This window comes from Arthrobacter sp. MDT1-49-2 (genome assembly GCF_059090185.1).
Genome location: NZ_JBNHFK010000007.1, coordinates 97,378 through 110,986 on the forward strand (window position 1 = coordinate 97,378; position 13,609 = coordinate 110,986).

Here is a 13,609-nt window from a genome sequence, read left to right on the forward strand (position 1 = left end):
GCGGCTAGGCGTCGCCCCCGGCGTTGCCGCTGGTGCCGGCGTTGACATCCAGCAGGTGGTACTTCTCAATGGCCTCCTTGGGTGCATTGGCATCAACCTCACCGCGGCGGGCCAGCATCTCGAGCGCCCGCACCACCATCGAGTGGCTGTCGATCTTGAAGTACCGGCGAGCTGCGGCACGGGTATCCGCGAATCCGAAGTCATCGGCACCCAGGGTGGCGAATTCGTTCGGCAGGAACTGGCGGATCTGGTCCGGCACGGCCTTCATGTAGTCCGTGGAGGCCACGATCGGTCCGGTAGCGCCGGCCAGCTGCTGGGTTACGAACGGTACCCGCGGCTCCGAGCCGGGGTTGAGGAAGGCTTCCTCCTCCGCTGCCAGGCCGTCACGGCGCAGCTCGTTCCAGGACGTCACCGACCAGACATCAGCAGACACGCCCCAGTCCTCGGCGAGCAGCTTCTGGGCTTCCAGCGCCCACGGCACGGCCACGCCGGAGGCCAGCAACTGGGTGCGGGGTCCGTCGATCTTGGCCGGGGCGAGCAGGTAGATGCCCTTGATGATGCCTTCAACGTCAAGGTCCTCGGGGGCCTTGGGCTGCTGGATCGGCTCGTTGTAGACCATCAGGTTGTAGATGACGTTCGGATCCTTGGAATCCGGGCCGTACATCTCCTCCAGTCCGTGCCGGACAATGTGCCCGATCTCGTAGCCGTAAGCCGGATCGTAGGTCTTCACCGCGGGGTTGGTGGAGGCCAGGATGGGCGAGTGGCCGTCAGCGTGCTGCAGGCCTTCGCCGGTCAGCGTGGTGCGGCCGGCTGTGGCGGAGATCAGGAAGCCGCGCGCCATCTGGTCGGTGGCCGCCCAGATGTAGTCGGCCGTGCGCTGGAACCCGAACATCGAGTAGAAAACGTAGACCGGGATCAGCGGTTCGCCGTGCGTGGCATAGGAGGTGCCCGCAGCGGTGAACGCCGCGATGGAACCGGCCTCGTTGATGCCCACGTGGACAATCTGGCCCTGCGGGGACTCCTTGTAGGCCAGGACCAGGTCCCGGTCCACGGACAGGTAGTTCTGGCCCTTGGGGTTGTAGATCTTCGCCGTCGGGAAGAAGGAGTCCATACCGAAGGTGCGGGCCTCGTCGGGGATGATCGGCACAATCCGCTTGCCGAATTCCTTGTCCCGCATGAGGTCCTTGAGCAGGCGCACGAAGGCCATGGTGGTGGCAGCCAGCTGCTTGCCGGAGCCGCGGTTGGCTACTTCGTAGGCCTTCTCATCCGGCAGGTGCACCGGCTCGTGCTTAACCCGGCGCTCCGGGACGTTGCCGCCCAGTTCGCGCCGGCGCTCCAGCATGTACTTGATCTCCGGAGCGTCTGCACCCGGGTTGTAGTACGGCGGCTGGTACGGATCGGCTTCGAGCTGCTCGTCGCTGATCGGGATGCGCAGGTGATCGCGGAAGGCCTTCAGGTCATCCAGGGTCAGCTTCTTCATCTGGTGGGTCGCGTTGCGCCCCTCGAAGTGCGTACCCAGGCCGTAACCCTTGACGGTGTGGGCCAGGATGACCGTGGGGGCACCCTTGAATTCCGTGGCGGCCTTGTACGCGGCGTACACCTTGCGGTAGTCGTGCCCGCCGCGCTTGAGGTTCCAGATCTCCTCGTCGGTCAGGTTGGCAACGAGTTCCTTGGTTTCCGGGCTCTTGCCGAAGAAGTGCTCGCGGACAAATCCGCCGGACTCGGCCTTGTAAGTCTGGTAGTCGCCGTCGGGGGTGGCATTCATGATGTCCACGAGCGAGCCGTCCTTGTCCCGCTGCAGCAGGTCATCCCACTCGCGGCCCCAGACAACCTTGATGACGTTCCAGCCGGCGCCGCGGAAGAAGGCTTCCAGTTCCTGCATGATCTTGCCGTTGCCGCGGACCGGACCGTCGAGGCGCTGCAGGTTGCAGTTGACCACGAATGTCAGGTTGTCGAGCTTGTCATTGGCGGCCAGCTGGAGCAGGCCGCGCGATTCGGGCTCGTCCATTTCGCCGTCGCCAAGGAAGGCCCAGACGTGCTGGTCCGAGGTGTCCTTGATGCCGCGGTTCTGCAGGTAGCGGTTGGACTGCGCCTGGTAGATCGCGTTCATGGGGCCAATGCCCATGGACACGGTGGGGAACTCCCAGAAATCGGGCATGCTGCGCGGGTGCGGGTAGGAGGACAGGGCGTGGCCCTCGCGGGACTTCTCCTGCCGGAACCCGTCCATGTCCTCTTCGCTCAGCCGGCCTTCAAGGAAGGCGCGGGCATACATGCCGGGGGAGGCGTGACCCTGGAAATAAATCTGGTCTCCGCCGCCCGGGTGGTCCTTGCCCCGGAAGAAGTGGTTCATGCCCACTTCGTACAGGGTCGCGGCACCGGCGTATGTCGAAATGTGCCCGCCGACGCCGATGCCCGGGCGCTGGGCGCGGTGCACCATGATGGCGGCGTTCCAACGCAGCCAGGCGCGGTAACGACGTTCGATTTCCTCATCGCCGGGGAACTCGGGTTCCTGGTCCACGGGGATGGTATTGACGTAGTCCGTGGTGGTTACCATCGGCACGCCCACGCTCTGGGAACCTGCACGCTGCAGCAGCGAACGCATAATGTACTGCGCGCGTTCGGTGCCCTGCGAGCGGATCAGTTCGTCAAGCGACTCGATCCATTCTGCGGTTTCCTCAGGATCACGGTCCGGAAGCTGGTTGGTTAACCCGCTCAGGATGTCCGTTGTGTCTTCTGCGGCCACGGCCAACCTCTCTCAAGTACAGATTGTGTCTGCCAGATTCTTCAGTGGGATCCAGCCGCTGTCCGCCGGATCTTCGCTTGCGCACGGATGCGCGCCAGGGCGCCCAAATCTGCTTTTCCTCCACTGTAGTCCGGGGTTGGCCCTGTTGCGTAGCCTGCACCCGGACGCATCGCTGAAGGCGGACAAGCCGCGGAGCCTTGATGCCTGCCGCTTAAAGGTGTTTCGTTGGGTCCGGGACCGCGCGGATCAGGCAAATGTGTGATTCCCTTGTATTTATGCAGTCAACCAGGAGGAGTGAAGTGAGCGAGGCCGAGGCCGTCACCGAGGATAACGTGGCGAGCAGATTGGGTTTCAAGGACGGGGACCTGGTTCAGGAATTCGGCTACGACGACGACGTGGACTTTGACTTCCGCGACGACCTTGAGGACCTCATCGGAGGTGAACTGCTCACCGAAGAAGACCACGACGTAGTAGACGGGGTCATCCTCTGGTGGCGGGCCGATGACGGTGACCTCGTGGATGCACTGGTCGATTCCCTGACCACGCTCGACGACGGCGGAGTTGTCTGGGTCCTGACGCCCAAATCCGGCCGGGACGGGTACGTTTCCCCGGCCGATATTGAGGAAGCGGCCCCCACAGCGGGGCTCCACGTCACCACATCGCCGGGCGTATGCGATGACTGGACAGCGACCCGACTGGTCAGCCGACGCAAGAAGTGACGCAGTTCGCAGACCTGCCGGTGGTAGGTACTGCGGTGCCGGAGTTCTGCCTACCGAACCAGTTTGGTGAGGCGGTGGGCCTGTCGGGCCTGCGCGGCTCGTCCGTTGCCCTCGTCTTTTTTCCGTTCGCCTTCTCCCCGATCTGCCGGGGAGAGCTCGCGGAATTGGAGCGTGAACGCGCGATGTTCACTGATGCGGGAGTGCACCTGCTCGCGGTTTCGTGTGATTCGAAATACACGCTCCGCGCCTGGTCGGAGCACGAAGGGTTCACTTTTCAGCTGCTGTCGGACTTTTGGCCGCACGGCCAAACGTCGAAGGCCTACGGTGTTTTTGATGCCCGGCAGGGGCAGGCAGCGCGGGCGAGCTTCGTTATCGACGGCGAGGGCATCCTGCGCAGCTGCATCCGATCGGATCCCGGCGTGCCGCGTCCGCTCGAACAGTACCGTTCGGCCTTGGAGGAACTATGAGTGAAACCGGGCAGCGTCCGGGACTCGGCCTGACAGGCTTCGCCAGCCGCGGCGCCCTGGAGCAGGTCCCCGAACCCACTGACGACGAGCTGCGTCTCCTCCGCCGGGCAGCGGAGCTGCTTGGCGGCCGGCGGATTGCCCTCCTCACGGGCGCGGGGCTGAGCACGGATTCGGGGATCCCGGATTACCGCGGACCGGATGCCCCGCCCCGGAATCCCATGACCTACCAGCAGTTCGTCGGCGATGCAGACCTCCGCCGGCGGTACTGGGCCCGGAACCATGTGGGCTGGCACCACCTCCGTCACGCCGACCCCAATCCCGGCCATGCGGCCGTGGCCGACCTGGAACGCCGGGGTCTTCTGTCCGGCCTCATCACCCAGAACGTCGACCGTTTGCACAGCGACGCAGGCAGCGTCAACGTCATTGACCTGCACGGACGCTACGACCGGGTGATCTGCCTGGACTGCCGGACCGGCTTCTCCCGTGCGGAGGTCGCGGAGCTGCTCCAGGACCTGAACCCGGGATATCTGGACCGCGTGCGGGAGGGCGGCGAGATTGCCCCGGACGCTGATGCCGAGATCGCGGACACCGATGATTTCGTGGTCGCCGACTGTCCGGTCTGCGGCGGCATGCTCAAACCGGATTTCGTCTACTTCGGCGAGAATGTGCCCAAGGACCGGGTGGCCCGGGCCTTCGCCGTCGTCGACGACGCCGGTGCGCTGCTGGTGGCCGGCTCCTCGCTGACGGTCATGAGCGGTCTCCGCTTTGTCCGTTATGCCGTCAAAGCGGGAAAACCTGTGGTCATCATCAACCGGGGCGCCACCCGGGGGGACCCGCTGGCAACCCTGAAGATCGACATGGGCGTCAGTACGGCACTGACCTGGCTGGCGCAGCATCTGCCCGACCTTCCGGCCTCCACGGGGCCCGCAGCCGGTACCCCCCGCAACGCCGGCCAGGGCGCCGATTAGGCAGGAAGCGGTTTCTTGGGGTAACGTAGTTCCTCGTGATGCAGGGCCGGACCGGTATGAACCGGGCGGTAAGGCATCACAATGAGGGTCTTTAGCTCAGCTGGTAGAGCGCCACGTTTACACCGTGGATGTCATCGGTTCGATCCCGGTAGGACCCACAGATAGGCCGTCGCCGCCTTCCGCACCTGCGGAAGGCAGCGACGGTCTTTTTCGTTAAGCGGAGCATGTGGAGTCCGGGTCCCGGACTCAGCAACCTTTAAAACTCTCCTGCTGAAATGGATTGTGCCCGGGCAGAAGCGCAGACACGGGAAGGAACCGGAAGAGGACGGTGAGATTGGGGATCAGCGGATCGGCATGGGGGAAGCGCAGCTGCTCTGCAGCAATGGCACTTCTGCTTCTTGCCGCCGGCGGGTGCTCAGGGATGACGACGACGGCGGCCCCGCCCGAAGCGGACGCCACGGCGGCAACGGCGGACGGCGGCGGCTCCGGAGGGACGGAAAACGGGACCGGGCGGGTTGCTGAACCCGTGACTGAGGCTCTGGACCGTCTGGCGGCTGAGAATGGCGCCGAGTTTTCCGTGGCGGTCCGGAACAACGCCTCCGGGGAATCCTGGCAGTACAACGCGCAGCAGCGCTACCTTGAGGCAAGCCTGGTGAAGGTGCCCATCCTCCTGACACTGCTCCGCCAGGCCACCGAGGAAGGGCGTTACCTCACCGCCGAGGAAGCGAACCTGGCCACGCTGATGATCGAGTACAGCGACAACGAGGCCACCAGCACGCTCTATGACGCCCTGGGCGGCAGGCCGGAACTGCAGCACACCTACCACCTCATAGGTGTGGAGGCCACGGAAGCGGGGGAGATGTGGGGAGCCAGTGAAACCACGGCGGAGGATCAGCTGCGCATCGCCCGGACCGTGGCCGACGGCGCTGACTGGCTGGATCCGGACCTCCACGCGTTCGCCGTTGCGCTGATGGAAAACGTCTGCCCGGAGCAGTCCTGGGGCATCACGGCCGGCGTCAGCGACCTGGAGGCGGAGATTGCCCTGAAGAACGGCTGGCTGCAGGACGACGAGGCGGCGTGGAATGTGGGCAGCGCCGGCTTCGTGCGGGCAGGCGCGAGCGATTACAGCATCGTCGTGCTGAGCTCACGCAACCCCACCCTGGCCGACGGTATCAACGTCGTCGAGAGCGTGGCAGCCATGATCAACGGATATGCGGACGGCGGCTGATCCTGGGCCATGTGGCGGCGAGGCGGCCCGGAAGCATAGGCTGGAGCCTGAACGCGGCGCGATGAGCCCGCGCCGGCCCGTGCCCGTTGGGGCACCACAAAGATCCTTGGAGAGAACTTGAGTGCACAAATTGGTGTAACCGGCCTTGCCGTCATGGGCGCCAACCTTGCCCGCAACCTTGCCCGCAACGGTTACACGGTGGCCCTGCACAACCGATCCGTCCAGAAGACCGATGCACTGCTGTCAGCCCACGGCGATGAGGGCAACTTCATCCGCACCGAGTCGCTGCAGGAGCTCGTTGATTCGCTGGAAAAGCCCCGCCGCGTGCTGATCATGGTGAAGGCCGGTGCACCCGTGGACTCCGTGATCGACCAGCTGGTGCCGCTGCTGGAGCCCGGTGACATCGTGATCGATGCCGGCAACTCGCACTATGAGGACACCCGTCGCCGCGAAGCCGCGCTGGCGGAGAAGGACCTCCACTTCGTGGGTGTAGGTGTCTCCGGCGGCGAGGAGGGTGCGCTCCTGGGCCCGTCCATCATGCCCGGCGGTTCCCGCGAGTCCTACGACTCCGTCGGCCCCATGCTGGAGAAGATCGCAGCGAAGTACGACGGCGAGCCCTGCTGCACCTGGATCGGCACCGACGGCGCCGGACACTTCGTCAAAATGGTGCACAACGGCATTGAATACGCCGACATGCAGGTCATCGGTGAAGCCTATGACCTGCTGCGCTCCGCCGCGGGCATCGAACCCGCCGAACAGGCGCAGATCTTCACCGAATGGAACACCGGCCAGCTCAGCTCCTTCCTGATCGAAATCACCGCCGAGGTCCTGGGCCACGTGGATGCGAAAACGGGCAAGCCGTTCGTGGACGTGGTCGTGGACTCCGCAGGACAGAAGGGCACCGGCCGCTGGACGGTTGTCTCCGGCCTGGATCTGGGTTCGCCGGTGTCCGGCATCGCCGAGTCGGTGTTCGCCCGGGCACTGTCCTCCCAGCGCGGCCAGCGTGAGATTGCGCAGGAGACGCTTCAGGGTGAGGAAGCCGCCGTCGAGCTCCCGGAGACGTTCGTGGAGGACGTCCGTCAGGCCCTCTACGCGTCCAAGCTGGTCAGCTACGCGCAGGGCATCGACATGCTGGGCGCAGCAGCCAAGGAGTACGGCTGGGACCTGAAGCTTGATGAAATCGCCTCGCTGTGGCGTGCCGGCTGCATCATCCGCGCGGAGCTGCTGGATGACATCATGAAGGCCTATGCGGACGGTGCGGCTCCGGCCAACCTGCTGCTCGCCCCGGCCTTCGCCGAATCCATCGCCGCCGCCGTGCCCGCCTGGCGCCGCGTGGTCTCCGTGGCCGTGCAGCTGGGAATCCCGGTGCCGGTGTTCTCCTCGTCGCTGGCTTACTACGACGGCCTGCGCCGGAAGCGGCTTCCCGCGGCACTCACCCAGGGCCTGCGCGACCTCTTTGGGGCGCACACCTACCACCGTGTGGATGCCGAAGGCACCTTCCACACCATGTGGGGCGAGGACCGCGCCGAAGTCGAGGCAGTGGACACGCACTAGCAGCGTCATGAGACAGCGTTAAGCAGGAAAGGCCCGCAGCGGATGCTGCGGGCCTTTCCTGTGTTCGGCTCGATGTCCGGTGCGATGTCCGGCGGATCCTCCGGAATTCGGCTAGATATAGATCGCGGGATCCACGTATTCGGCCGGGTCAACGGCGGGCTGCGTCATCTTGGTGTCCCGGTGCCGCCATTTCGCGGGGATGCCCGTGATGATGGAATCGGCGGGGGCGTCCTTGACCACCACGGCATTGGCGCCCACGGCGCTGTTGGCCCCGATGGTCACCGGCCCCAGGATCTTGGCCCCGGCGCCCACGGTAACGCCGTCACAGATGGTCGGATGCCGCTTGACCTTCGCCAGCGAACGTCCCCCGAGGGTGACGCCGTGGTACAGCATCACGTCGTCGCCGATCTCGGCGGTTTCCCCGATCACCACACCCATGCCGTGGTCGATGAAGAACCGCCGGCCGATCGTGGCACCGGGATGGATCTCAATGCCCGTGGCGAAGCGGGTGATCTGCGAGAGGACACGGGCCGGGAACTGCAGTCCCGGCCGGGCCCACATGCGGTGTGTCAGCCGGTGCATCCAAATGGCATGCAGGCCGGAATAGACAACAAGGTTTTCGAGCGAGCCCCGTGCCGCCGGATCATGTGATGCGGCGGCGTCGAGGTCTTCGCGCAGTCGGGCTAACAGACTCACAGAGAACTTTCTGCTCGGTTTTTCAATGCCCCCGCCGGGGCGGTCGTACTCTACCCGCGGATGTCGTCGTACAGCACGGTGGAGATGTAGCGTTCGCCGAAGTCGCAGACCGTGGCGACAATCAGCTTACCGGCGTTCTCTTCCCGCTTGGCCAGTTCCAGCGCCGCCCAGACGATGGCACCGGAGGAAATGCCGCCGAGGATGCCTTCCTGGGTGCCCAGCGCGCGGGCGGTGGCAACCGAGTCTTCGATCGAGGCGTCGAAAACCTCGTCGTAAATGGTGGTGTCCAGGATTTCGGGAACAAAGTTCGCGCCGATGCCCTGGATCTTGTGCGGTCCCGGGGAACCGCCGTTGAGGATGGCCGAGTCCTTGGGCTCCACGGCAACCACCTGCACGCTTGGCTTGCGCTCCTTCAGGACCTGTCCGACGCCGGTGATGGTGCCGCCGGTGCCGATGCCGGCCACGAAGATATCCACCTGGCCGTCGGTGTCCGCCCAGATTTCCTCGGCAGTGGTGGCACGGTGCATGGCCGGGTTGGCTTCATTGGCGAACTGCTGGGCCCAGATGGCGTTGTCCGTGGTGGCGACAATCTCCTTGGCCTTCTCGACCGCACCGCGCATGCCTTCGGCGCCGGGCGTCAGGACAATCTCGGCTCCGTAGGCACGCAGCATGACACGGCGTTCGGTGGACATGGTCTCCGGCATCGTCAGGATCACCTTGTAGCCGCGGGCAGCGCCCACCATGGCCAGGGCGATACCGGTGTTGCCCGAGGTGCCCTCTACGATGGTTCCTCCCGGCTTCAGCGCACCTGCCTTCTCGGCGGCATCGACAATTGCCACACCGATCCGGTCCTTGACGCTGTTGGCGGGGTTGTAGAACTCCAGCTTTACCGCCACCTGGGCGGGCAGGCCGGCGGCGAGCCGGTTCAGCCGGACCAGCGGGGTTCCGCCCACGAGCTGGGTTACATCGTCATATATGCGAGCCATGTTTTCCTCTGTTCCTCAAACGTTCTTCGAAAATGCCGGACGGACATCTGCCCGTCCAAGCCTATCGGCGGCCTTCGGAGCGGTTAGTCCTGAAGCCATTCGGAGTAATACTTGCGGGCCTTGGCCAGTTTCGGATTGATAATGACCTGGCAGTACCCGGTGCCCGGACGCTTGGCATAAAAATCCTGGTGGATGTCCTCCGCCGGGTAGAACTGCGGCAGGGGAGTGATCTCGGTAACGATCGGATCCTTCCAGTTTCCGCGTGCCCGCTCCAGCGCGGACTCGAATTCCCTGCGCTGGTCCTCATCGCGGTAGAACATCGATGAGCGGTACTGGGTGCCCATGTCGTAGCCCTGCCGGTTCAGCGTGGTGGGATCGTGCTGGGAGAAGAACATATCCAGAATCACCTCTCCCGGCACTACCTCTTCGTCAAAGGTGACGGCCACCACTTCGGCATGGCCGGTGGTGCCGGTGCAGACACTGTCATAGTCGGGGTCGGGGGTTGAACCGCCGGTATAGCCGGACACCACATCGGTGACTCCGCGGACCTTGCGGTAGAGGGCGTCGAGGCACCAGAAGCAGCCTCCGCCGAGTACGTACGTCTTCATGCCTATAACAATGCTGCGGGCGGCGTATTGATTCCCGGATCCCGGGAGCCGGATTCCGGGATGTGGAGTGCATCACCGCCGGTGCGGCGGAATTGAGCGCCGCCCGCGCATCGGGGTAGAACTAAACCTATGGAAGCGGAGCACCCCAATGAGCGGGCCGGCGCGGATACCGCCGATCAGGATATCCAGCCGGCAGAGGCCGGCGGCGGGAGCATACCCACCCTGGGCGATGTGTTGCTGGCTGCGGAAGAACTATGGCCTGAATCGCTGGCAGAGAACTGGGACGCCCCGGGCCTGGTAGCCGGGCGCGCAGACCGGGAAGTCCGGCGGATCCTGTTCGCCGTGGATCCCACAAGTGACGTCATAGACGAGGCACTTGAATGGGGCGCGGACCTGCTGCTGACCCACCACCCCCTGCTGCTGAAGCCGGTGAATTCCGTCGCGGCCACTACGTTCAAAGGTGACGCCGTGCACCGTCTGATCGAAGGCGGATGCGCCCTGCTGACCGTACACACCAACGGGGACAGCGCCGTCGGCGGCGTCTCCGACGTGCTTGCCGATGCCTTCGGTCTGCGTGATGTGATCCCGCTGGTTCCCGCGCCGGAAGGCCTGCCCGAAGAGGGGATCGGCCGGGTGGGTGAACTTGCCGAGGTGATGAGCCTGGGGGACTTCGCCGAGCGGGTGTTCGGCATCCTGCCGGCCGTTGCCGGCGGCGTCCGGGTAGCCGGAGACCCGCACGGGCTGGTGCGGCGGGTTGCCGTGTGCGGCGGTGCCGGAGACAGCCTCTTTGATGCCGTCCGTGCCCAGCGTGCCGACGTCTACGTCACCGCAGACCTGCGCCACCACCCGGCGTCGGAACTGCGCGAACGCGCACTCGCCGGAAACGGACGCCCCTATCTCATCGACGTCTCCCACTTCGGAAGCGAATGGCTGTGGCTGACGCCGGCCGCCGGCGCCCTGGAAAACGTCCTGACGGACCAGGGGTTCGTCGCTGACGTGCGCGTCAGCGGGGTGAACACCGATCCCTGGGACTTTGTCCTGACTCCCGGACTGAAGTGATGCGGCTGAGTGGCATAGGCTTAGGAGTGCCGGGCCAGGTAGGTCCGGATATACACGGAGGTAATCGGTGGCAAAAGCATCGCCCGCGGAGCAGCTGAGGCTGCTTGATCTGCAGGCCCTGGACAGCAGGATCAAGGCCCTGCGCAACCAGGTCCGCAGCGTAAGCAACAATCCTGAAATCGCCTCGCTTGCCGACGCCGTTGCCGCTGCCGAGAGCGCCCGCGTCAGCGCGGGCACCGACGTGGCCGACGTCGAGCGCGAGCTCGCCCGCGCGGAAGCCGATGTTGCCTCCGTGGTGGCCCGCATGACACGGGACCAGCAGCACCTGGACAGCGGCAAGGGCGGCTCGAAGGAGCTCACCGCCCTGCAGGCGGAAATTGTCTCGCTGCAGCGCCGCCGCTCCGATCTCGAAGACGTTGAACTCGAAGTCATGGAGCGCCTCGAAACCGCCCGTACGCGCCAGTCCGAGGCTGCAGCTGAACTGGAAACGCTGCACGCGAAGCGCCGGGAGCTGGAGGAAAAGCGCGACGCCGAACTTTCGGTGATCGGCGCCGAGCAGGCCGACACCGAAGCGCGCCGCGAAGAGCTCGCCGGCAGCTTTGATCCTGCCCTGCTCGCTGTATACGAAAAGACGCTCTCCAAGCACGGCATTGGTGCCGCGCGGCTGTTCCACGGCACCTCTGAAGGTTCCGGGATGCAGCTGAGCCCGGGCGATCTGGCGGATATCCGTAAAGCAGCCGACGACGACATTGTTTACTGCCCCGATTCCGGGTGCATCCTCGTCCGGTCCGATGAGTGGGGCAGCTAGGAAGTGACACTGTTCGACCCGGAGCCTGCTTCCGGCGGGGATAAAGACGCTGCCCGGCAGCCCTCCGCGGGAGCCCGGCGCACGCTGATTGTCGAAGCGGACGGCGGCTCCCGCGGCAATCCCGGTATTGCCGGCTACGGAGCGCTGGTCCGTGACCCCGGGACCGGGGAGATTCTCGCGGAAAAGGCCGCATACGTTGGCAAGGTGTCCAACAACGTTGCCGAGTACTCCGGGCTGATTGCCGCCCTGGAACTGGCGCATGAGATCGACCCGAACTGCTGGATCCTCGCGAAGATGGATTCAAAGCTCGTCGTCGAGCAGATGAGCGGGCGCTGGAAGATCAAGCACGCAGACATGCAGAAGCTCGCCGCCAAGGCCCGCTCCGTGGTCGACCCGCGGCGGGTGAAGTACGAGTGGATTCCCCGTGAACTGAACAAGGACGCCGACAGGCTCTCCAATGAAGCCATGGACGCCGGGACCGCGGGCGTGCCCTGGAAGCCGCGGGGCGCCACCGCCGCCCAGGCACCGGCAATGCCGGCTCCGGACCCCGCGCCGTCGACGCCGCCGTCTCCCACCGGACGCCTGCATCACACCGAGATCTGGGTCAACGACTTCCCGGCCGCGGAAAAGTCGCTGGGCTGGCTGCTGGAACGCCTCGGTTACCTCCGCAAGGACACCTGGTCCACCGGCGCGAGCTGGCAGGGCGCGGACGGGTATATCGTGCTCGAGGCCGGCCCCGACGTCGAGCCCGTCCCGTACTCACGCCGCCGTCCGGGGCTGAACCACCTGGCCTTCGTTGCGGGGTCGCAGGCCGACGTCGAGCTGCTGGCCAGGCGTGCAGCAAGCCACGGCTGGACCCTGCTGTTCGCAGACCGCCACCCGCACGCCGGCGGACCGGAACATTACGCAGCCTATCTGGAGAACGAAGAGGGCTTCGAAGTGGAGCTGGTAGCCGATTAGGCCTGTTCGGGAAGAATGATGTTGAGCTGGTAGGGCTTCCGCCCCGCGGGGGCCGCCAGCTCGGCATCCCACTTCTCCTGCACTGCCAGCAGCAGGTCCTGCGGCGTGGCCGGATCGGTACCCCCGCGCAGCAACAGGTACCGGGCCAGCTCGCCGCGCGTGTGTTTGGCGAAATGCGAAACGACTTTGCGTTTGCCGTCGCGGACCTGGAACACATTCACTGCGGCCGTGTTCTCAGGAACCGGTGCCCAGGCAGCCGCATAGGTGCTGGACCGGCAGTCCACCACCAGAGAGTCAGCGGCATATCCGCCCAGCACTGACGTCAGATGCTGCTTCCAGAACGCCGCCAGCCGGCCCGTATCCGGCAGCCGTGCGGACATGGAAAGCCGGTAGGCAGGGATGGGGTCGGCGAAGCCGATGGCACCCCACAGGGCGGAAATGACCAGGACGGACTCGTCGGCCCGCCGCCGGGCTTCCTCGGAAAGCGAATCGTAGCCCAGGGCGTCATACAGGACGCCGGTGTACACCCGGTGGGCCGGAGCACACGGCTCGCTATCCAGGACCGTGTTGCGCTGCACCTCGGCGGCAAGGCTGGCTCCGACGCCGAGGATGGCAAGTGCGTCCTCGGCGCGGCTGGTTTCCGCTAAGGCCTTGAGGACCTGGTTCCGGGGCTCGGACAACAGCGGAAAACGCAGCCGGGACAGGTCAAGGGCCGGCCCCGTTTCAGCGGGTGTTTTTCCTTCGGACGGCGGGAGCAGAATAAGCACCGGTTAATCGTACGCGAGTGTCCGCCCGCGCTCCTGGCCGGGGCAG

At 65.4% G+C, this 13,609-nt stretch carries 13 protein-coding genes and 1 tRNA gene; 9 read left to right on the forward strand and 5 right to left on the reverse strand.

Annotated features, from left to right (window positions below; translation table 11 throughout):
- Nucleotides 1-4 precede the first annotated feature (4 nt).
- On the reverse strand, nucleotides 5-2,749 hold the full coding sequence (aceE, locus tag AC5RTS_RS11110) for a pyruvate dehydrogenase (acetyl-transferring), homodimeric type (protein WP_493992093.1): 2,745 nt from the start codon (nucleotides 2,747-2,749) through the stop codon (nucleotides 5-7).
- A 293-nt stretch (nucleotides 2,750-3,042) separates the two neighbouring features.
- Between aceE and AC5RTS_RS11115 the strand changes: the two genes are divergently transcribed.
- From AC5RTS_RS11115 to gnd, 6 genes are all read left to right on the forward strand, one after another.
- On the forward strand, nucleotides 3,043-3,462 hold the full coding sequence (locus AC5RTS_RS11115) for a DUF3052 domain-containing protein (protein WP_493992094.1): 420 nt from the start codon (nucleotides 3,043-3,045) through the stop codon (nucleotides 3,460-3,462).
- Nucleotides 3,459-3,929 carry a peroxiredoxin gene (locus tag AC5RTS_RS11120; protein ID WP_493992095.1) on the forward strand — a complete coding sequence of 157 codons (471 nt, stop codon included), beginning with the start codon at nucleotides 3,459-3,461 and terminating at the stop codon, nucleotides 3,927-3,929. Before AC5RTS_RS11115 ends, AC5RTS_RS11120 begins: the two co-directional genes overlap by 4 nt.
- Entirely contained in the window at nucleotides 3,926-4,897 is a 972-nt protein-coding gene (locus tag AC5RTS_RS11125; RefSeq protein ID WP_493992096.1) for an NAD-dependent protein deacetylase, read from the forward strand. Before AC5RTS_RS11120 ends, AC5RTS_RS11125 begins: the two co-directional genes overlap by 4 nt.
- An 85-nt stretch (nucleotides 4,898-4,982) precedes the next feature.
- A tRNA-Val gene (locus AC5RTS_RS11130) sits at nucleotides 4,983-5,055 on the forward strand.
- Between the two features lie 224 nt (nucleotides 5,056-5,279).
- A complete protein-coding gene (locus AC5RTS_RS11135; RefSeq protein WP_493992097.1) occupies nucleotides 5,280-6,125 on the forward strand; it encodes a serine hydrolase in 846 nt (281 codons plus the stop codon).
- A gap of 117 nt (nucleotides 6,126-6,242) precedes the next feature.
- Nucleotides 6,243-7,679 carry an NADP-dependent phosphogluconate dehydrogenase gene (gnd, locus tag AC5RTS_RS11140; RefSeq protein WP_493992098.1) on the forward strand — a complete coding sequence of 479 codons (1,437 nt, stop codon included), beginning with the start codon at nucleotides 6,243-6,245 and terminating at the stop codon, nucleotides 7,677-7,679.
- Nucleotides 7,680-7,790: 111 nt separating this feature from the next.
- Here the strand turns inward: gnd and epsC are convergent, their stop codons facing one another.
- From epsC to msrA, 3 genes are all read right to left on the reverse strand, one after another.
- Complete coding sequence (gene epsC / locus AC5RTS_RS11145) at nucleotides 7,791-8,375, reverse strand: serine O-acetyltransferase EpsC (RefSeq protein WP_493992099.1); 585 nt, start codon at nucleotides 8,373-8,375, stop codon at nucleotides 7,791-7,793.
- Between the two features lie 50 nt (nucleotides 8,376-8,425).
- On the reverse strand, nucleotides 8,426-9,361 hold the full coding sequence (cysK, locus tag AC5RTS_RS11150) for a cysteine synthase A (protein WP_493992100.1): 936 nt from the start codon (nucleotides 9,359-9,361) through the stop codon (nucleotides 8,426-8,428).
- A gap of 83 nt (nucleotides 9,362-9,444) precedes the next feature.
- Nucleotides 9,445-9,969, reverse strand: coding sequence for a peptide-methionine (S)-S-oxide reductase MsrA (gene msrA, locus AC5RTS_RS11155; protein WP_493992101.1), 525 nt, complete (start codon nucleotides 9,967-9,969; stop codon nucleotides 9,445-9,447).
- 129 nt (nucleotides 9,970-10,098) lie between these two features.
- On the opposite strand from msrA, the gene AC5RTS_RS11160 reads away from it, so the two are divergent.
- The 3 genes from AC5RTS_RS11160 to AC5RTS_RS11170 all read left to right on the forward strand — a co-directional run bounded on the left by AC5RTS_RS11160 (nucleotide 10,099) and on the right by AC5RTS_RS11170 (nucleotide 12,796).
- Nucleotides 10,099-11,028 carry a Nif3-like dinuclear metal center hexameric protein gene (locus AC5RTS_RS11160; protein WP_493992102.1) on the forward strand — a complete coding sequence of 310 codons (930 nt, stop codon included), beginning with the start codon at nucleotides 10,099-10,101 and terminating at the stop codon, nucleotides 11,026-11,028.
- A gap of 67 nt (nucleotides 11,029-11,095) precedes the next feature.
- Nucleotides 11,096-11,836 (forward strand): zinc ribbon domain-containing protein, encoded by a 741-nt coding sequence (locus AC5RTS_RS11165; RefSeq protein ID WP_493992103.1) that lies wholly within the window; start codon nucleotides 11,096-11,098, stop codon nucleotides 11,834-11,836.
- Between the two features lie 3 nt (nucleotides 11,837-11,839).
- On the forward strand, nucleotides 11,840-12,796 hold the full coding sequence (locus tag AC5RTS_RS11170; protein WP_493992104.1) for a reverse transcriptase-like protein: 957 nt from the start codon (nucleotides 11,840-11,842) through the stop codon (nucleotides 12,794-12,796).
- On the opposite strand, the gene AC5RTS_RS11175 is transcribed toward AC5RTS_RS11170, so the two are convergent.
- On the reverse strand, nucleotides 12,793-13,563 hold the full coding sequence (locus tag AC5RTS_RS11175) for a YaaA family protein (protein ID WP_493992105.1): 771 nt from the start codon (nucleotides 13,561-13,563) through the stop codon (nucleotides 12,793-12,795). The two genes, AC5RTS_RS11170 and AC5RTS_RS11175, sit on opposite strands and share 4 nt — an antisense overlap.
- Nucleotides 13,564-13,609: the final 46 nt, after the last annotated feature.

Bases quoted from the DNA above. Each gene is read 5' to 3' on its own strand.
- AC5RTS_RS11135 (WP_493992097.1), top strand. From the start codon at position 5,280: ATGGCACTTCTGCTTCTTGCCGCCGGCGGGTGCTCAGGGATGACGACG.
- AC5RTS_RS11160 (WP_493992102.1), top strand. From the start codon at position 10,099: ATGGAAGCGGAGCACCCCAATGAGCGGGCCGGCGCGGATACCGCCGAT.
- cysK (WP_493992100.1), bottom strand. From the start codon at position 9,361: ATGGCTCGCATATATGACGATGTAACCCAGCTCGTGGGCGGAACCCCG.
- AC5RTS_RS11125 (WP_493992096.1), top strand. From the start codon at position 3,926: ATGAGTGAAACCGGGCAGCGTCCGGGACTCGGCCTGACAGGCTTCGCC.
- msrA (WP_493992101.1), bottom strand. From the start codon at position 9,969: ATGAAGACGTACGTACTCGGCGGAGGCTGCTTCTGGTGCCTCGACGCC.